The 17,562-nt window shown below is 57.4% G+C and carries 18 protein-coding genes; 14 read left to right on the forward strand and 4 right to left on the reverse strand.

The window, feature by feature from the left end; all coding sequences use genetic code 11:
• The 6 genes from MHY22_RS10635 to MHY22_RS10660 all read left to right on the forward strand — a co-directional run.
• Nucleotides 1–87 (forward strand): IS3 family transposase (locus tag MHY22_RS10635; RefSeq protein ID WP_239230518.1); only part of this gene is annotated, 87 nt, incomplete at its 5' end.
• 76 nt (nt 88–163) lie between these two features.
• Nucleotides 164–763, forward strand: a complete 600-nt coding sequence (gene coaE, locus MHY22_RS10640) for a dephospho-CoA kinase (RefSeq protein ID WP_239279276.1) — start codon at nt 164–166, stop codon at nt 761–763.
• Nucleotides 764–853: 90 nt separating this feature from the next.
• On the forward strand, nt 854–1,216 hold the full coding sequence (locus MHY22_RS10645) for a DUF4259 domain-containing protein (protein WP_239279277.1): 363 nt from the start codon (nt 854–856) through the stop codon (nt 1,214–1,216).
• 40 nt (nt 1,217–1,256) lie between these two features.
• Entirely contained in the window at nt 1,257–3,350 is a 2,094-nt protein-coding gene (uvrB, locus tag MHY22_RS10650; protein ID WP_239279278.1) for an excinuclease ABC subunit UvrB, read from the forward strand.
• Between the two features lie 129 nt (nt 3,351–3,479).
• Complete coding sequence (locus MHY22_RS10655; protein ID WP_239279279.1) at nt 3,480–3,932, forward strand: universal stress protein; 453 nt, start codon at nt 3,480–3,482, stop codon at nt 3,930–3,932.
• An 83-nt stretch (nt 3,933–4,015) separates the two neighbouring features.
• Entirely contained in the window at nt 4,016–4,456 is a 441-nt protein-coding gene (locus MHY22_RS10660) for a universal stress protein (protein WP_239279280.1), read from the forward strand.
• A 70-nt stretch (nt 4,457–4,526) separates the two neighbouring features.
• Here the strand turns inward: MHY22_RS10660 and MHY22_RS10665 are convergent, their stop codons facing one another.
• The 4 genes from MHY22_RS10665 to MHY22_RS10680 all read right to left on the reverse strand — a co-directional run bounded on the left by MHY22_RS10665 (nt 4,527) and on the right by MHY22_RS10680 (nt 9,649).
• Entirely contained in the window at nt 4,527–5,543 is a 1,017-nt protein-coding gene (locus MHY22_RS10665; protein ID WP_239279281.1) for an App1 family protein, read from the reverse strand.
• A gap of 20 nt (nt 5,544–5,563) precedes the next feature.
• On the reverse strand, nt 5,564–7,789 hold the full coding sequence (locus tag MHY22_RS10670; protein ID WP_239279282.1) for a UvrD-helicase domain-containing protein: 2,226 nt from the start codon (nt 7,787–7,789) through the stop codon (nt 5,564–5,566).
• A gap of 162 nt (nt 7,790–7,951) precedes the next feature.
• On the reverse strand, nt 7,952–8,968 hold the full coding sequence (locus tag MHY22_RS10675; RefSeq protein ID WP_239279283.1) for a DoxX family protein: 1,017 nt from the start codon (nt 8,966–8,968) through the stop codon (nt 7,952–7,954).
• A 78-nt stretch (nt 8,969–9,046) separates the two neighbouring features.
• Complete coding sequence (locus MHY22_RS10680; RefSeq protein WP_239279284.1) at nt 9,047–9,649, reverse strand: MBL fold metallo-hydrolase; 603 nt, start codon at nt 9,647–9,649, stop codon at nt 9,047–9,049.
• Nucleotides 9,650–9,714: 65 nt separating this feature from the next.
• Here MHY22_RS10680 and uvrA point away from each other — a divergent pair, with 65 nt between their 5' ends.
• The 8 genes from uvrA (at nt 9,715) to pheS (ending at nt 17,538) form a co-directional block, all read left to right on the forward strand.
• Nucleotides 9,715–12,555 carry an excinuclease ABC subunit UvrA gene (uvrA, locus tag MHY22_RS10685; RefSeq protein ID WP_239279285.1) on the forward strand — a complete coding sequence of 947 codons (2,841 nt, stop codon included), beginning with the start codon at nt 9,715–9,717 and terminating at the stop codon, nt 12,553–12,555.
• A gap of 7 nt (nt 12,556–12,562) precedes the next feature.
• Nucleotides 12,563–13,411 carry a hypothetical protein gene (locus tag MHY22_RS10690; RefSeq protein WP_239279286.1) on the forward strand — a complete coding sequence of 283 codons (849 nt, stop codon included), beginning with the start codon at nt 12,563–12,565 and terminating at the stop codon, nt 13,409–13,411.
• A 270-nt stretch (nt 13,412–13,681) separates the two neighbouring features.
• Nucleotides 13,682–14,203 (forward strand): translation initiation factor IF-3, encoded by a 522-nt coding sequence (gene infC, locus MHY22_RS10695; protein ID WP_080970442.1) that lies wholly within the window; start codon nt 13,682–13,684, stop codon nt 14,201–14,203.
• A gap of 36 nt (nt 14,204–14,239) precedes the next feature.
• Nucleotides 14,240–14,434, forward strand: coding sequence for a 50S ribosomal protein L35 (rpmI, locus tag MHY22_RS10700; protein WP_005323265.1), 195 nt, complete (start codon nt 14,240–14,242; stop codon nt 14,432–14,434).
• 55 nt (nt 14,435–14,489) lie between these two features.
• Nucleotides 14,490–14,873, forward strand: a complete 384-nt coding sequence (gene rplT, locus MHY22_RS10705; RefSeq protein ID WP_005323264.1) for a 50S ribosomal protein L20 — start codon at nt 14,490–14,492, stop codon at nt 14,871–14,873.
• 151 nt (nt 14,874–15,024) lie between these two features.
• Nucleotides 15,025–15,477 (forward strand): TM2 domain-containing protein, encoded by a 453-nt coding sequence (locus MHY22_RS10710; RefSeq protein ID WP_239279287.1) that lies wholly within the window; start codon nt 15,025–15,027, stop codon nt 15,475–15,477.
• 107 nt (nt 15,478–15,584) lie between these two features.
• On the forward strand, nt 15,585–16,388 hold the full coding sequence (locus MHY22_RS10715; protein ID WP_239279288.1) for an RNA methyltransferase: 804 nt from the start codon (nt 15,585–15,587) through the stop codon (nt 16,386–16,388).
• Between the two features lie 103 nt (nt 16,389–16,491).
• Entirely contained in the window at nt 16,492–17,538 is a 1,047-nt protein-coding gene (gene pheS, locus MHY22_RS10720; protein ID WP_005327862.1) for a phenylalanine--tRNA ligase subunit alpha, read from the forward strand.
• Nucleotides 17,539–17,562: the final 24 nt, after the last annotated feature.

Raw genomic sequence — 17,562 nt, forward strand, 5'->3', positions numbered from 1 at the left:
TACAACACCGAACGCATCCAACAACGACTCAAGGGCCTGACCCCGATGCAATATCGAAATCAGACCCTTGAAGCCCTAACCGCCTAGAATTAAACCAGTCCAACTTTCGGGGGCCAGTTCACAACGCGTATGGCGGGGTTCCTTTTCGCGTAGGGTGGCTGCCATGAAACTCATTGGCCTTACAGGCGGCATTGGCAGTGGCAAGTCAACAGTTGCAACGCTCTGCCGCGAACGAGGGTGGCGTGTGGTTGACGCCGATGGCATTGCGCGCGACGTCGTCAAGCCTGGCAAGCCGGCTCTATCGGAGCTGGCGGCAGCATTCGGAGAAGATATCCTGCTGGCGGACGGCAGTCTCAACCGCAAAGAATTAGCGAAGCGAGCCTTTGCAGACAAAGAACACACCGAGTTGTTGAATTCCATTACCCATCCACGCATCCAAGAGGAAACGCAGCGCCAATTCGCTGAGGCACGTGAAGAGGGTTATGACTTTGCCGTTTACGATATGCCGCTTTTGGTGGATAACGGTTTAGACAAAGACATGGACTACGTCATCGTGGTCGACGTGGCCGTTGAAGAGCGCGTCCGTCGCCTCGTTGCTTCACGCGGGCTGGAAGAGGAGGATGCGCGCCGTCGCATAGCAGCGCAGGTACCTGATGAGGTGCGATTGGCCGCGGCCACGCACGTGATCGACAACAACGGCACGCTGGAGCAGCTGCGCGCGCGAGCGGCCGAGGTTATGGACCTCATAGAGGCGGAGTCTTAGAAGCGGAGTCACCCAAACTTTAACCGTTGGGCGGTTAGAGTTTACGCAGTTTAGACGTTGCGTTAACTTTCGCGCCTTAAGCTACCCGCCGTGGGAACATGGGATACAGGGCCTTTTGATAATCACGCAGCGCGAGAACTACTCGCTAGCTTGCGTGATGGCTCTTTCGATCTCAAAGCCTTTCAGAACTCATGCGCCGAAGAGCCCATGGACTCCGATGACGCGGAAACCATGATCGCACTGGGCGCCTTGTTGAAGCTGAAGGCTGATGCGCTGCCGGAAGGAATCCACCGCGAGGATCTTGCGCCCCTGTATACGCCGCAGTCTAAAGCGTGGCTGCGCCGCCGCATCAATAGTGCAATGCGTCCAGAGACGTCTTCTGTTTATGCGCTGTGGGAGACTACCGGCGAGCTGGAAGAGTGGCTGCGCACCGCGCAGGACTCCTTGCCGTGAACATAGCTAGCCGCGCCATATAAGCAGTAGAGTAGTGGGCATGGCTTTTGCTGCTGAACATCCTCTTATTCCAAATTCCGAGCACCGCGTCGTCAGCGAGGTCGAGCGCACCCCAGGTGAGTTTCAGGTTGTCTCTGAATACGAACCGGCCGGCGACCAGCCCGCTGCTATTGCAGAGCTCAACGAACGCCTCAACCGCGATGAGCGCGATGTAGTACTCATGGGTGCTACCGGTACTGGTAAATCCGCTACTGCCGCTTGGTTGATTGAAAAACAGCAGCGCCCCACGCTGGTGATGGCACCAAATAAGACCCTGGCAGCGCAGCTAGCGAACGAGCTGCGCCAGCTCCTGCCGCATAACGCGGTGGAGTACTTCGTGTCTTATTATGACTACTACCAGCCAGAGGCTTATATTGCGCAGACGGATACCTATATTGAAAAGGACTCGTCCATCAACGAGGACGTAGAGCGTCTGCGCCACTCGGCCACCTCGGCGCTGCTGTCCCGCCGAGACGTGGTGGTTGTGTCCTCCGTGTCCTGCATTTATGGCTTGGGTACACCGCAGTCCTATTTGGATCGCTCGGTCATTATTTCCGTGGACGAGGAGCTAGACCGGGACCGCTTCCTCCGTTTGCTGGTGGATATCCAATACGAACGCAACGACGTGGGATTTACCCGCGGTACCTTCCGCGCCAAGGGTGACACGGTCGATATCATTCCGGCTTATGAGGAGCGCGCGGTGCGCATTGAATTCTTCGGCGATGATATCGATTCCCTTTACTACATTCACCCCGTCACTGGCGATGTCATCGAGGAAGTAGATGAGGTGCGCATATTCCCCGCGACCCACTACGTGGCAGGGCCCGAACGCATGGAAAAAGCTGTGGCTGCCATCAAAGAGGAATTGGCCGAGCGCCTGGAAGATCTAGAAAACCGCGGTAAACTGCTGGAGGCACAACGGCTTCGCATGCGCACCGAATACGATCTGGAGATGATCGAGCAGGTAGGTTTTTGCTCCGGCATCGAGAACTACTCCCGCCACGTCGATGGCCGCCCAGCCGGTTCCGCGCCGGCAACGCTGCTGGACTACTTCCCAGAGGATTTTCTCACCATTATTGACGAGTCTCACGTCACGGTCCCACAGATTGGCGGCATGTTCGAGGGCGATATGTCCCGCAAGCGCAACCTGGTGGAATTCGGCTTCCGTCTGCCCTCCGCGGTGGATAACCGCCCGCTGACCTTCGATGAGTTTGAACAACGCGTGGGACAAACCGTCTACATGTCTGCCACCCCTGGCGACTTTGAGCTTACGTCTTCGGACGGTGAGTATGTGGAGCAGGTGATTCGCCCGACTGGTCTGGTGGATCCGAAGGTTACCGTCAAACCCACAAAGGGCCAGATTGATGACCTTATTGATGAAGTGCGCACCCGCATTTCCCAGCAAGAGCGCGTACTGGTGACCACGCTGACCAAGCGCATGGCAGAAGACCTCACCGATTACCTGTTGGAACAGGGGATTAAGGTGCGCTACCTGCACTCGGATATCGATACCTTGCAGCGCGTCGAGCTTTTGCGGCAATTGCGTCTTGGCGAGTTTGATGTGCTGGTGGGCATTAACCTTCTGCGTGAGGGCCTTGACCTTCCCGAAGTATCGCTCGTTGCCATCTTGGATGCGGACAAGGAAGGATTCTTGCGCTCTACGACCTCGCTCATCCAGACCATTGGCCGTGCTGCCCGTAACGTCTCTGGCGAGGTGATTATGTATGCCGATAAAATCACCGATTCGATGCAAGAGGCAATCGAGGAGACGGAGCGACGCCGCGAAAAGCAGATTGCCTATAACAAGGAACACGGCATTGACCCGCAGCCTTTGCGGAAGAAAATTGCCGATATTCTTGACCAGGTCTATGAAGACGGCGGGGAAGAGGAGTCCAACTCTGATCCCTCTGCAGTGGTGGAGAAGCGGGATATTTCCAGCATGGCTACCGATGAGGTGCAGGCGCTTATCGACGACCTCTCGGCCCAAATGGGGGCTGCCGCGCGCGAGCTCAAATTCGAGTTGGCTGGTCGACTACGTGATGAAATCGCTGATCTAAAGAAGGAATTGCGTGGATTGAAGGAAGCGGGAATTTAGTTTTCTCCCCCTGAAAGTGATGAATGGCTCCGCGGGTGCTTCTCTCAAGAGCTGCGCTAGTTATACTGGATAAGTGCCAGAAGCGCCGTTTAGTTGTCACTGTGAAATAGTTCAACTGCAAGGAGAATAATGCTTACTTATAAAAACATTGCCGTCGGCACCGATGGCTCTGAAACCTCCCTGCGCGCGGTCCGCGCTGCGGCGTCCATGGCACGGGCGTACGACGCCAAGCTGATTATCATTTCAGCCTTTTATAACCACGCTGGATCCATGCTTGGTGCTCCGCGGGGCGACGAAGCCGGTCTGCCCGTTGTAAGTGAGGACATGGCCGGTACCTACCTGACCAATGCCACCCGTATCGCCGAGTCGGAGGGTGCGGAACACATTGAAGTCGTAGGCAAATCTGGAGACCCAGTAAAAGCCTTGTTGGAGGTAGGCCAGGACTATGATGTGGACCTGTTCGTGGTGGGCAACCGCGGCGTGAACTCCGTTCGTGGTCGAGTCTTCGGTTCTGTGCCAACAGAACTAACCCACAAGTCAAAGGTAGACGTCGTCGTAGTTAATACCAGCGAGAAACGTTAAACATTTTTCGTTGTTACACTGGCAGTAAAGCCTTTGTAGGCTAAATAAACACTCTGGGTACACACCCACAAAGAAAGGTCATCATGAGCGACTACAACACGATCGTTGTCGGTACTGACGGTTCTAAGTCTTCTCTCCTCGCTGTAGAGCGAGCAGCTAAGATCGCCGCCGCATTCGATTCCACTCTGATTATCGGTTGTGCTTACTACGAGAACCAGGAGCAGGCTTCCAAGACCCTGCGCCAGGATTCCGTAACCATCTTGGGCGATGAGAAGGCCGAGGCAAACCTCAAGGACGCTAAGGCACACGCTGAGAAGTTCGGTGCTTCCAAGGTCGAAACCGCTGTTCGCCCGGGCACCCCGGTACAGGCCCTGATGTCCATCGTCAACGACAACGATGCTGACCTACTCATCGTGGGCAACCGCGGCATCAACTCTCTCACCGGCCGCCTGCTGGGCTCCGTGCCGGCAGACGTTGCTCGCCAGTCCGACTGCGACGTAATGATTGTTCACACCGTCAGCTAAGAACGGCAATTAAAACCCGCCTTGGTCTTGCTTTGAAAAGACCACGGCGGGTTTCGTCGTTAAGCGCAGCTTACTCCGTAGGGTGTGCAGCGTTGAATGCGGCGGCAATGGCGTTGCCGTTCGCGCCCTGAATCAAGGGGATAGAGAAGTGGCCCTCCTCATTGGCATCGGCCAAAGGGCTAAGGGAGCCGTGGGAGAGCAACTGCTCCTGCGGGCTCAGATTGCGGATAAGCACAGAGTGAATCCGGTCCGGATGCTCATTAGCCACATCGCCGTAGGTCAATGGATCATGTTGTCCGTCATCGCCAATGAGAATCCATTGCATATCCGGGTAGGCGATGAGCAGATTGCGCAGCTGAACACGCTTGTGCTCCTGGCCGCTGCGGAAAAGTCCCGTTTCCGTTGGGCCCCAGTCCGTCAGCAGCATGGGACCCGCGGGGAAACCATGGTGAGACAGGAATTTCTTGAGCGAGCCAAAGGTATTCCAAGCGCCCGTAGAAAGATAAAACACCGGGGCTTGGGGGAAGCGCTGTTGTAGCTGAGCATAGAATGCGGCCATTCCGGGAACGGCCTGTCGCTTGCTAGGGCGCTTGGCCCAAGAATTCCACGCCGCGGTGAGCGCGCGTGGAAGCCACGTGACAAGCACCGTGTCATCGATATCGCTAACGATGCCGATCTTGGCCGCCGGATCAACGATAAGTAGTTGGACTTCCACGGCATTCGCGTTTGCGGCCTCGATCATTGCCGTATGCCAGCCGGGCTCTAAATCGTGCTCATGGACTAGTAAGTCAATGTATCCGTTTCGATCGGTGGTACCGGTGACAGTCTGTTCCCCAATAGTTACCGAAACGTCGTGGTGTCCTACTTGAATGGTAAGAAACTGCTGGTAGCCGCGCTCACCCCACGTATCCCTCTTGCCTTCATCAGGATCATGCATGAGTACGCGGCCGAAGATTCTCACCTGATCGGTGGTGCCATAACCGGTATATCCCACGATCAGGGGCTGCCATCCACGCCGTTGAGAGCGCTTCAAAGTAAAGGAGTTTAGTGAGCTTTCAGCTTTGCGCATGATGTCAGATAAGGCCATGGCACAAAGCTTACGGGAGCCTAAAGAACTTCGCCGCAGTCACCGACGAGCGTGAGCGATTGGGTGGCACGAGTGATGCAGACATAGAGGTTCTGCAATCCCTGTGGGGAGGCATCCACGATGCGCTGCGGATCGAGCACAACCACGTGATCAAACTCCAGGCCCTTATAGCGCTCCGCCGTGGCGGCGTCAATAACCGCTGTGAGCCTGCCGTCCTCTTCGCTGTGTACTCCAGGGGTGTAGGCGCCTTGCTCAAGCCGGCGCACCTGCACGCCATCGCGGATGGCTGTCGCCGGAATGGCGTCAGGGTTAATCATTTCCAAAAGTCCATTGGCCAATTCCGTGATGGGCTGCGGGGTGCGATAATTGACGGTAAGAAAATGGTGACGAAAGCGCTGAGCTACAAAGGGCTCGAGGGCCTCGCCCCAGTCATCAACACCTGCCGGGGAACCAGTCTGGGAGGTATCACCCACCAAAGTCATCCACCGCGAAGGGCAGCGGCGGAAGAGCATTCGCCACTCCATAGGCGTTAATTCCTGGGCTTCGTCCACGATGATGTGACCATAAGCCCATGTATGGTCTTCGCGTGCGCGTTGGGCAGTGGTGCGCTTATCGCGTACCTCCTGGCGGTGCGCCAAGGTTTCGGCGTCGATGACATCGTGGGCAGAGAGGATTTCTGCTTCAAACATGTCATCGTCATTATCTGTGGACTCGGAGGAAGACAAGATATCCAATGCGTCTTCCGCATCCGCCACCTGCTCGCGCCACGCGGCGTCATCGGCTGCCTTCTTTTCTTCAGGGTTGGGCAGGCCGATGAGGACGGCAAGCTCGTCTAGCAAGGCCGCGTCCGAATCCGTCCATGCTCGTCCCTCTGCACGGTAGAGCGCTTCTTGGGTTTCCTCGTCATACCCGTGCGCGGCAGAAGCGATGCGCTCGCGCGAGGAGACTAGAGCAGCAAGTACATCGGTGGGGTGTAGTTCGGGCCAAAACTCATCGATCAAGGCAGTAACGGCCGCGTCCTCAGCAAGGTCATCGTGGAATTGATCGATATCGGCGCGCGACAGGAGATTCTTTCCGCCAAGCGGATCGGCACCGACCTTTTCTGCCATTTGCTGGGCAAGGTCCTCTACGAGGTGCTCGATGAAGGCACCACGCGCCTCATTGTGCGGCTTGCGCGAGCGCCGTGCACGTGTGCGGGCGCTTTTCACCATGTGTGGTGTGACGCTTAAGGTAAGGCCGTCGACGGTCAGCTCGCGAGGGGCGTCGGGAAGCAACTGGTAGTCCTTGACCGCAGTGGAGAGGATTTCCACCATGGCGTCACTGCCCTTGATTTCCCGAGCCACGAGGTCTTCTTCGTGGTCCGGCTCAATTCCAGGAAAGAGCCCGCCGATGGTGGAGAGCACCACGCCGGTCTCGCCCAGTTCTGGGAGCACGCGCGAAATATAGTCCAAGAAGCTGCTATTGGGGCCCACGATAAGTACGCCGGTGGCAGAAAGCAGCTCGCGGTGGGTATAGAGCAGATAGGCAACGCGGTGTAGCGCCACTGCGGTCTTACCGGTGCCGGGGCCGCCTTCTACCACCATCACGCCGCGGGTGTTATCGCGGATAATCTCGTCCTGCTCCCGCTGAATGGTCTCCACAATTGAGGCCATGTGGCCGGTACGGGCCCGTTGCATGGCGTGATAGAGCGCAGATTCGCTCGCTACGCCGGCCTCTTCTTCACGCACTCCGGGGCCAGCAAGGACTTCATCATGAATGCCAGTGACGGTGCGCCCCTTGGTGCGGATTTGGCGGCGGGTGTGCACGCCTTCTGGCTGGGCGGTAGTAGCGAGGTAGAAGGGCCGTGCCATTGGGGCACGCCAGTCAAGCAGTAGCGTGCGATAGTCCTCTTCACGCGCATCGAGTCCCATGCGGCCGATGTAGCGGCGATCTAGGCCTTCCGGAGTGGGATTGTCACCTGGGGCGTCGATGTCGATGCGGCCAAAGACCAATCCCATCTGGGCCACATTGAGACGATCCAGCTTGGCTTGGAGCCCGTGGTATTCCGTTTCGCGGCGCACCAAAGCATCCGCGTCCGGGGTGGAGGGATCAACGTCCGCCCGCACCTCATTGAGCCGTTCATTTGCTGCAGCCACCTCATCATCGAGGCGGGCGAAAAGGCCGTCCACATAATCTTGCTCCGTAGCGATGGCTTCGCGCTCCGAGGAACCTGCAGCCGTCGCGTGCTTATGGGATGCTGAGTTCACGTGACTCCTTGGTAATTGGACGTTGATGGGGAGGAAGCTGCCGGGCACGCTGTCCGGCGAGGGGGAGAGATGAGTTTAGACTCTGCCGTGACAAAGAACAACGGCCCAGCATAAGGCTGGGCCGTGTGTCACCGCCGAGTTATTCGGCCGAAGAAGTCGTGGCTACTTCGAGCGCTTTTCCAGCTTCTTGATAGCTGCCTCAATCTTCTTATTTGCCTCCTGCTGCAGCTTGTCAGCGTGCTTGGATGCCTTCTTGTTGGCGCGCTTGGACTGGGCGGTGTCCAGCTTGGCGACGGCCTTGTCGGCGCGTGCCTGAGCCTTGGTAGCTGCCTTTACAGCACGGGTACGGGCGATCTCGCGATTAGCCTGTGCGGTCTCGAGCCAGTCACCCTTATTGTCTTCAACGTACGTCTTGGCGTTGTCGACCGAGTCCTCGATGAAGGACTTGGCGTTGCCCAGCAAGCCGCGGCCAGACTCCTGCCAATCGTCCTTGTTGTCCTCTACGTAGGTCTTGGCATCGTCAACATAGGACTTTGCAGTATCCAGCAGACCGCGGCCGGTGGACTGCCAGTCATCCTTGTTGTCGTCTACATAAGCCTGTGCCTTGGCAGAGGTCTCATTGATCCAGTCGCCGGCCTTGGAAGACAGCTCGTTAGCACGGGCAGAGAGCTCTTCGCGCTTCTGCTCGGATTCAGACTTGGTAGGCAGTGCCTGCTGAATCTTCTTATTCGTGCGCTTGCCGGCCTTCTGTGCGCGCCAACGCAGGGAAGGCTTGCCCTCGGTGTCCTGGGTAGCGATAAACAGGGCGCCGAGCAAAGCGGTATTGGTAACGAATCCGTTGCGGCGGGATTCCTTGTCTTCCTTATTGTCCGCAGCCCAGAAGTTGTTCTTGCCAATCAAGTTGGGCAGGGTAGCGGCGGCCAGAACTGCAGCGGAAGTGCGCGGTGCCTTGCCCAGAGCCAAGGTGGAGCCGGCGCCTACCTTTGCGCCGCCAATGGCGCGGGTAACTAGTTCTGGGTCATTCGGGATGTAGCCCTGGTACTCAGAAGGAACGGCCTTGCGCACGGTCTTGAGGAAACCCTCGGTTTCCTTCACGTGCTCGGACGCGTTGCGCAGGTTGTCTACGCCTTCCCATACAAAAACGGATGCCAGCATGGGGCGGGCAAGCTTGCGAATCATAGTCCTTAAAGCTCCTTAAGCTCGTTGTTCTAGACCTATCGTGTGCTAGACCATTGTACGCGGAAATTCGCCATTGGATCACCAGCGGCGTTCCCACCAGTCACCAAGTTTGGGGCGCTCTTCGCCCAAGGTCGTGGACTTGCCGTGTCCCGGGCGCACAATCGTATTGTCAGGGAACTCATCAAAGATGCGCGCGGTGACGTCCTTATATAGGCGTACGAAGTCACCCTCAGACGTGGTCTTGCCCAGGCCACCGGGGAAGAGGGAATCGCCTACGAAGAGGTTGGTGACGCCATCGATGCTTGCAACCAGAGCCGCCCCGCCGGGGGTATGGCCGCGCAAGATGATGACGGGCAGCTGAAGACCCGCGAACTCGATGGAATCGCCCTCGCGCAGCTCCACGTCTACCTTGGCCGGGATGGCGGGGGAATCAAGGAAGGAGGCGTAGTGAGTAGCACCCGTTTCGGACAAAATCTCCTCGAGTGCGCGCACGTGGTCCCAGTGGCGGTGGGTAGTGAGCACCGCGGTGATTTTCACGCCGGCTTTGCGGGCCATGTTGAGGATTGCAGGGGCGTCATCGGCGGCGTCGACAAGCAAGCCCTCTTCGCCCGCCTGGAGGAGGTAGCAGTTGTTGTCCATTTCAGACACGGAAATCTGATGTAGCTGAAGCTCGTTAGTCATGTGTCCTAGCCTACGGGTACATTCGAGGGAAGATTGCAATCCCTAGTACTGGAGGTCTGAGCACAGTGGCTGATCGTTTGGTGGTGCGCGGTGCCCGCGAGCACAACCTCAAGGGCGTGGATATCGATATCCCCCGCGATAAAATGGTTGTTTTTACCGGCCTATCCGGCTCCGGTAAATCTTCACTTGCCTTTGACACCATCTTCGCTGAAGGCCAGCGCCGCTACGTGGAATCCTTGAGCTCTTATGCCCGCATGTTCTTAGGGCAGATGGATAAGCCCAACGTGGAATTTATTGATGGCCTGTCACCCGCGGTGTCCATTGATCAAAAATCCACCAACCATAATCCACGTTCTACGGTGGGCACGATCACGGAGATCTACGACTACCTGCGCTTGCTCTTTTCCCGTGCTGGTACGCCGCACTGCCCAAAGTGCGATGCGGTGATTGAGCGCCAAACGCCGCAGCAGATTGTGGATGCGGTGCTGGATCTGGAAGAAAAGCTGAAATTCCAGGTGCTTGCACCGGTAGTGCGTAAGCGCAAAGGCGAGTTTGTGGATCTTTTCCAAGACCTGTCGGCTCAGGGTTATTCCCGCGTGCGAGTGGATGGAGAGACCCATCAGCTCAGCGATCCTCCCAAGCTCAAGAAGCAGATCAAGCACAATATTGAGGTAGTAGTTGACCGCCTGCAGGTCAAAGCCTCGCAGAAGCAACGCTTAACGGATTCGGTGGAAACGGCTCTGCGCCTAGCGGATGGCCTGGTCACCATCGAGTTTGTGGATAGGGAAGAGCTCACCCACACGTATTCGGAAAAGGCCGCCTGCCCCAATGGCCACACTTTGACCATTGAAGAGTATGAGCCCCGTGCTTTCTCCTTCAATGCCCCGTTTGGTTCTTGCCCGGTGTGTGATGGTTTGGGCACCAAGCTGGAAGTCGATGTTGACCTGCTTATTCCGGATCCGGATGCTCCAGCGGTGGACGCGATCCAGCCGTGGCACTCCAGTCCCAACTCCCGTTACTTTGTCAAGCTAGTGGAGGGGCTGGGCAAGGCAATGGGCTTTGACCCTAAGACCCCAGTGAGCGAATTGACCAAGGAGCAGCGCCATGCGCTCATCTATGGCACGGATGAGGAGGTGCAGGTTCGCTACAAGAACCGCTATGGGCGCCAACGCAATTGGACCGCGCCGTTTGAGGGTGCCACCGGTTTCATTCACCGCAAACTGGAAACGACTGATTCTCAGTCCCAAAAGGACCGCCTGCTGCAGTACACCCGCCGCGTGCCGTGCAGCACCTGTAAAGGTACCCGCTTGAAGCCGGAGATCTTGGCCGTCCGCTTGGCCTCTACTACACACGGTGAGCAGTCCATTGCGGGGCTGTGTGCGCTTTCGATTGAAGATGCCTCTGAATTCCTGGACTCCTTGGTGCTGGGGCACCGCGAGGAAATCATTGCCGGTGCAGTACTCAAGGAAACCCAGGCTCGGTTGCGCTTCCTTCTGGACGTCGGTCTGAATTACCTGACCCTGGATCGCGGTGCGTCCACGCTTTCGGGCGGCGAGGCGCAGCGCATTCGCCTAGCCACGCAGATTGGTTCCGGTTTGGCCGGCGTTCTGTACGTGCTCGATGAGCCTTCCATTGGGTTGCACCAACGCGATAACCAGCGCCTTATTAAGACCCTGCAGCGTTTGCGCGATATTGGCAACACCCTCATCGTGGTAGAGCATGATGAAGACACCATTCGGGAGTCCGATTGGCTTGTTGATGTGGGCCCGCGCGCCGGTGAATATGGCGGCGAGGTGGTCTATCAAGGCGAACCGGCGGGAATTGAAAGGGTAGAGGAGTCCCTGACTGGCCAGTATCTATCTGGCAAAAAGGTGCTCGCCGTCCCGGATCACCGCCGCGAGATTGACAAGGATCGCACCTTGAAAGTCGTGGGCGCGCGTGAGAATAACCTCAAGGGCATTAACGTCGAAATCCCGCTGGGAGTGTTGGTGTGCATTACCGGCGTTTCCGGCTCTGGTAAATCCACCGTGGTTAATGAGATTTTGGCTAAGACTTTGGCCAATAAGCTCAACCGCGCCCGCCAGGTCCCCGGCCGTGCCAAGCGCGTCGAGGGCGTGGAGCACCTAGATAAGTTGGTCCAGGTGGACCAGAGCCCGATTGGCCGTACCCCGCGCTCCAACCCAGCGACCTACACGGGCGTCTTTGACAAGATCCGAAACCTTTTTGCCGAAACCCAGGAGGCCAAGGTTCGCGGCTACAAGGCCGGCCGCTTCTCCTTCAACGTCAAGGGTGGGCGCTGCGAGGCATGCCAAGGCGATGGCACCATCAAGATCGAGATGAACTTCCTACCGGACGTGTATGTTCCGTGTGAGGTGTGTGAGGGCGCTCGCTATAACCGCGAGACCCTGGAGGTGCACTACAAGGGCAAGAATATTGCCGAGGTTCTCGACATGCCGATTTCTGAGGCAGCGGACTTCTTCGAGCCCATCAACTCGATTCACCGCTACCTTGCCACGCTTGTCGACGTCGGGTTGGGCTACGTTCGCCTTGGCCAAGCCGCTACCACGCTTTCGGGCGGTGAGGCGCAACGCGTTAAGCTCGCCTCGGAGCTGCAAAAGCGCACCAACGGTAGGACTATCTACATCTTGGACGAGCCGACCACTGGTCTGCACTTTGAGGACATTCGCAAGTTGATGTTGGTTATCCAAGGCCTTGTAGACAAGGGCAATTCGGTGCTTGTCATTGAGCACAACCTCGATGTCATCAAGGCTGCGGACTGGATCGTGGATATGGGGCCGGAAGGTGGCGCCGGCGGTGGCACCGTAGTCGCGCAGGGCACCCCGGAAGATGTCGCGCAGGTGGAAGGCTCCTATACCGGAAAGTACCTAAAGGACATGTTGAAGTAGGGACACTGTGAATAGTTACTGCCTCGGCGTCAGCCTGCTGGCAGCGCTCACTCTGTTTACGGTGAGCGCCTGCTCTAGCGATCCTGAAACCGAGAACGTCCCTGCGCCGTCGACTAGCTCTCCGGCACCCAACCCGGACTCAGTGCGCACTCAGCTTGACCACGCAGTGGACAAGACCGCGAGGAAGTACCACGCCAAGGTGGGGGGCGCTATTTCGGCCGGCGATGACACCATTGCGGTGGGCGATAAGGGCAAGGGCCCTGTCTGGTCCACCATTAAGGTGCCAATCGCCATCGCGGCGCTGAAAGACGGCGCGGATAAAAGCCTGGTTGACTTGGCAATCAAGGAATCCGATAACGATGCCGCCTACTCATTGTGGTCCCAGGTGCAATGGCGCGAAGGCTCCGCCGATAAGGCAGTCGAGGAATTGCTCGAAGACTATGGATCGCACGCGGATATCCATGACACCGCCTTCGGCTACTCCACGTGGTCATTGAAAGACCAAGCAGTCTTCGGTGCTGAATTGCCCTGCATTGAGGAGGCGGACTACGTCCACAAGGTGCTCAAAGACATTGTGGCTTGGCAGAAGATTGGTCTGTCGAAAGAGAAGCGAACCCGCGCCAAGAGCGGCTGGGGCTTGGACGAGGGCAACAATGAGTACACCTACCGCCAATTTGGCGTTCATGAGGTTGCTGGCAAGCGCGTCGGCGTCGCGTTATCTGTGGTTACCGATGGCGAGGACTATGCCAAAGCCGAACCTGCAGTAAAGGACCTTGCATATCAGCTGGTCGACATTGTTGATGCTGAGGTAGAGAAGGGAAACATTGAGCCAGCAGCCCAATGCAAGGATCGCTAGGCGAGTTGCGATTTGGTGGAAAGGGTAGAAGCTGCTATCCTCAAAGCCACTACCGCCCATGACGCCTTTTCGAGGTTCGTGGGTCACAAGCGGAGTCTCTCCCACCCGATGCCGCGAACATGGTTCGTAGGATAAAGGTAAAGGTAACCAAGCACTTGTGCTTGGCACTGTGAGAACTCCCGGCTGTCTTTGGCAGACCGGGTTTGATTCGTTTGTGGTCCCGGTAGGTGAACTACTTACTCATACACCCCCTAATCGAGGAGAACCACAATCAGCGCTGAAGCTCGCATCAATGAGCGTATCCGAGTACCCGAGGTCCGTTTGGTAGGCCCCGGTGGTGAACAGGTGGGCATCGTCCGTACCGATGATGCTCGCAAGCTTGCGTACGAGGCTGACCTTGACTTGGTTGAGGTAGCCCCGAAGGCAAAGCCCCCAGTGGCCAAGATCATGGACTACGGCAAGTTCAAGTACGAGCAGGCTCAGAAGGCTCGCGAAGCCCGTAAGAACCAGCAGCAGACCGTGGTTAAGGAACAGAAGTTCCGCCCGAAGATCGATGATCACGATTATGAGACCAAGAAGGGTAACGTAGTTCGCTTCCTCGAGAAGGGATCCAAGGTCAAGGTGACCATCATGTTCCGTGGTCGTGAGCAATCGCGTCCGGAGCTGGGTTTCCGCCTCTTGGAGCGTTTGGCCGATGACGTCGCTGAAGTTGGCGTTGTTGAGTCCCGCCCCAAGCAGGATGGTCGCAATATGACCATGGTTTTGGGTCCGGTTCGCAAGGGCAAGAAGTAGACCAGATTCCACGTAGGATTTAAGGACTTAATACTCATGAAGCAGAAGACCCACAAGGGCACCGCAAAGCGTATCAAGGTGACCGGTTCCGGCAAGCTGCGCCGTGAGCAGGCTGGCCGCCGCCACCTGCTGGAGGGCAAGCCGTCCAAGCGTACCCGTCGCCTGAAGGGCACCGAGGCAGTCGCACAGCCTGACACCAAGCGCGTCAAGCGCCTGCTCGGCCGCGCATAATAGCGCCGAATCAACCCACATCCGCCATCACAATCTGAATTAAGGAAGTATCACTGTGGCACGAGTAAAGCGCTCAGTTAACGCAAAGAAGAAGCGTCGCGCGATTCTGAAGTCCGCTAAGGGCTACCGCGGCCAGCGTTCCCGCCTGTACCGTAAGGCGAAGGAGCAGTGGCTGCACTCCATGACTTACGCTTACCGCGATCGTCGCGCTCGTAAGTCTGAGTTCCGTAAGCTGTGGATCCAGCGCATCAACGCTGCTGCCCGCATGAACGACATCACTTACAACCGTCTCATCCACGGCCTGCGCCTGGCTGAGATCGAGGTTGACCGCAAGATCCTGGCTGAGCTTGCTGTCAATGACTTCGAGGCATTCTCCGCACTGTGCGAGGCTGCTAAGGCTGCCCTGCCCGAGGACGTTAACGCTCCTAAGGCTGCCTAGTTACTAGGAATACAACGCCCGTTTCTCCGGCTTATGTGCCGGGCGAAGCGGGCTTTGTTCGTTTTGCATCTATCTGTCCAGTGATCTCGGACTCGCATGTTACATTGAGTCCAGACCCCGAGTGACCCCGAGACCGAGGAGCAGATTGCCTGTGACAAACCCAAATGGTGGCTACCAGCCAGAAAACGGCGAGTATTCTGGCCAGTCCTATGACAACAACCAGGGCCAGCAGTACAACCCTTATAACCAGCAGGCCGGTTACCAGCCGCAATACAACCAAGGCTATGCACCACAACCGAATATGGGTTCCTATCCGGTGCAGCAGCAGTATGTGGCGCAGGGACAGCAAAAGTCTTGGATCGCTACTTTGCTTCTGTGCTTCTTCTTGGGCTCCTTTGGCGCGCATAACTTCTATACCGGCCGCACGACCTTCGGCGTAGCGCAGCTGGTGCTTAATATCTTGGGCTGGGCTACTTTCTGGTTCTTGCTCGGATTCGCGTTTTGGGCCATCGTCGGAATCTGGGTCTTCATTGAGTTCATCATGATCATTGCCGGCGCCGGTGATTACGATAAGGACGCCCGCGGCGTGCCACTAGCTAAGTAGCACCGAACATTGTGATCCTGTTGCCCTACCGGCAACAGGATTTTTGTTTTGCCTACGCATCTGGGGCTGAGTCTGGGAATGGGCAACTAGTAGGTAGGGTAGGAGCCATGAATTTGGATTTTGACTCTGCCTTTACTGAACGCACTCCGCGCATTGTTAACGCAGCCAAGCTGCACCGTGCGGCTAACCGGAAGAAGGCGAAGCAATTCCTGATTGAGGGAGAAAACGCCGTAGATGCCGCAGTGTCTACCGGCGCTGCTGTCGATGTTTTCGTCACTGAAAAGGCAGCAGAGCGCTTCGGTGACATTATTACCGCGTGTGGATACATGGGGGTCTACGTACATCCCATCACCGATAGGGCGGCTAAGCATTTATCTGATACCGCCACCACCACGGGGCTTTTCGCGCTATGCAAGCCAGTGCTGTGGTCCGCGGGTAAGATCCTTAACGGCAAGCCAAGTTTGGTTTCTGTTCCCGTGCTCACCTCGGAGCCGGGCAATGCAGGCACGTTGATTAGAACTTCCGACGCCATGGGCGCAGATGGAGTAATTTTTGCGGGCGAGACGGTCGATCCCCTCAGCTGCAAGGTAGCGCGCGCTTCGGCCGGTTCGCTCTTTCATGTCCCGGTAGCGCGGGATCCCAATATCAAAGACGTTTTGGGGCAGCTGCGTAAATCGGGCATGCAGATTGTGGCGACGGCCGCCGATGGGGAAGTAGACCTCGCAGAGGCAGATCTATCACAGCCAACGGCGTGGCTTTTTGGCAACGAGGCCCATGGGTTGGGGGAGCTACTGGAAGAAGCCGACATGCGGGTGCGTATTCCGCTACGCGGGCGCGCAGAGTCACTCAACCTAGCGACCGCCGCAAGTATCTGTCTCTATGAGTCAGCAAAGGCCCAAGAGCACAGCTAAGCAGAACCCCGAATGAAAAGGGGGTCCCTGGGGCGGTTGGACTGGCCGGGACAGAGTAAGATTGCACGCGTTAGTTTTCGCGCGAGAAGAAGGTACGAAGTACGTGTCCGATACACCGCAGATCGAATTGACCGAAGAGGCTCTCGGGGCCGCGGCCGATAAGGCTATCGCAGCCTTCGACGCAGCCGAAACGCTCGATGAGCTTGCTGCAGCCCGCCGCGAGCACCTAGGAGATGGCGGCTATATTCCGCAGGCGCGCCAGTCTTTGGGGCAGTTGCCCAAGGATCAGCGCAAGAGCGCTGGCAAGGCTGTCAACATGGCCCGCGGGAAGATGGAAAAGCGCTTTGCCCAGGTTAAGGACGTCTTGGAGCAAAAGGCCCGCGAGGAGCAGTTGCGAGCAGAGACCGTAGATGTGACGATTCCTACCACTCGCACCCAGACTGGTGCGCTTCACCCGATTACCGCATTGTCGGAACGCATTGCGGATATTTTCGTCGGCATGGGCTGGGAAATCGCGGATGGCCCCGAGGTTGAGGCGGAGTACTTTAACTTCGACGCTTTGAACTTTAAGCCGGATCACCCAGCGCGTACCCTGCAGGATACGTTCCACGTCTCCGGCGAGGGCTCTAAGCAGGTGCTACGCACGCACACCTCTCCGGTACAGGTGCGCACGATGCTGGAGCGCGATGTGCCGCTGTATATCGCTTGCCCAGGTCGCGTATTCCGCACCGACGAACTGGATGCCACCCATACCCCGGTTTTCCACCAGGTAGAGGGTTTGGCCGTGGATAAGGGCTTGACCATGGCTCACCTGCGCGGCACCCTTGAGCACTTGGCCAAGGTGCTGTTTGGTCCGGAGACCACGACGCGCATGCGCGTGAATTACTTCCCATTCACTGAGCCTTCTGCCGAGGTTGATGTGTGGTTCCCGAATAAGAAGGGCGGCGCCGGTTGGATCGAGTGGGGCGGCTGCGGCATGGTGAATCCCAATGTGCTGCGCGCCGTAGGCGTTGACCCAGAGGAATACACGGGCTTTGCCTTCGGTATGGGCCTCGAGCGCACGCTGCAGTTCCGCAATGGCTTGACCGATATGCGCGACATGGTCGAAGGCGATGTCCGCTTCACCCTGCCGTTTGGCGTGCAGGCTTAAAACCCAGAAAGGATAGACACACTA

Origin of the sequence: Corynebacterium sp. ACRPO, assembly GCF_022347205.1 — a bacterium.
GTDB lineage: Bacteria > Actinomycetota > Actinomycetes > Mycobacteriales > Mycobacteriaceae > Corynebacterium.

What these genes read in the sequence shown, in the direction of transcription:
- coaE (WP_239279276.1), top strand. Translation starts at nt 164, where the DNA reads ATGAAACTCATTGGCCTTACAGGCGGCATTGGCAGTGGCAAGTCAACA.
- MHY22_RS10660 (WP_239279280.1), top strand. Translation starts at nt 4,016, where the DNA reads ATGAGCGACTACAACACGATCGTTGTCGGTACTGACGGTTCTAAGTCT.
- MHY22_RS10665 (WP_239279281.1), bottom strand. Translation starts at nt 5,543, where the DNA reads ATGGCCTTATCTGACATCATGCGCAAAGCTGAAAGCTCACTAAACTCC.
- uvrB (WP_239279278.1), top strand. Translation starts at nt 1,257, where the DNA reads ATGGCTTTTGCTGCTGAACATCCTCTTATTCCAAATTCCGAGCACCGC.
- MHY22_RS10680 (WP_239279284.1), bottom strand. Translation starts at nt 9,649, where the DNA reads ATGACTAACGAGCTTCAGCTACATCAGATTTCCGTGTCTGAAATGGAC.
- MHY22_RS10655 (WP_239279279.1), top strand. Translation starts at nt 3,480, where the DNA reads ATGCTTACTTATAAAAACATTGCCGTCGGCACCGATGGCTCTGAAACC.
- rpmI (WP_005323265.1), top strand. Translation starts at nt 14,240, where the DNA reads ATGAAGCAGAAGACCCACAAGGGCACCGCAAAGCGTATCAAGGTGACC.
- MHY22_RS10715 (WP_239279288.1), top strand. Translation starts at nt 15,585, where the DNA reads ATGAATTTGGATTTTGACTCTGCCTTTACTGAACGCACTCCGCGCATT.
- MHY22_RS10675 (WP_239279283.1), bottom strand. Translation starts at nt 8,968, where the DNA reads ATGATTCGCAAGCTTGCCCGCCCCATGCTGGCATCCGTTTTTGTATGG.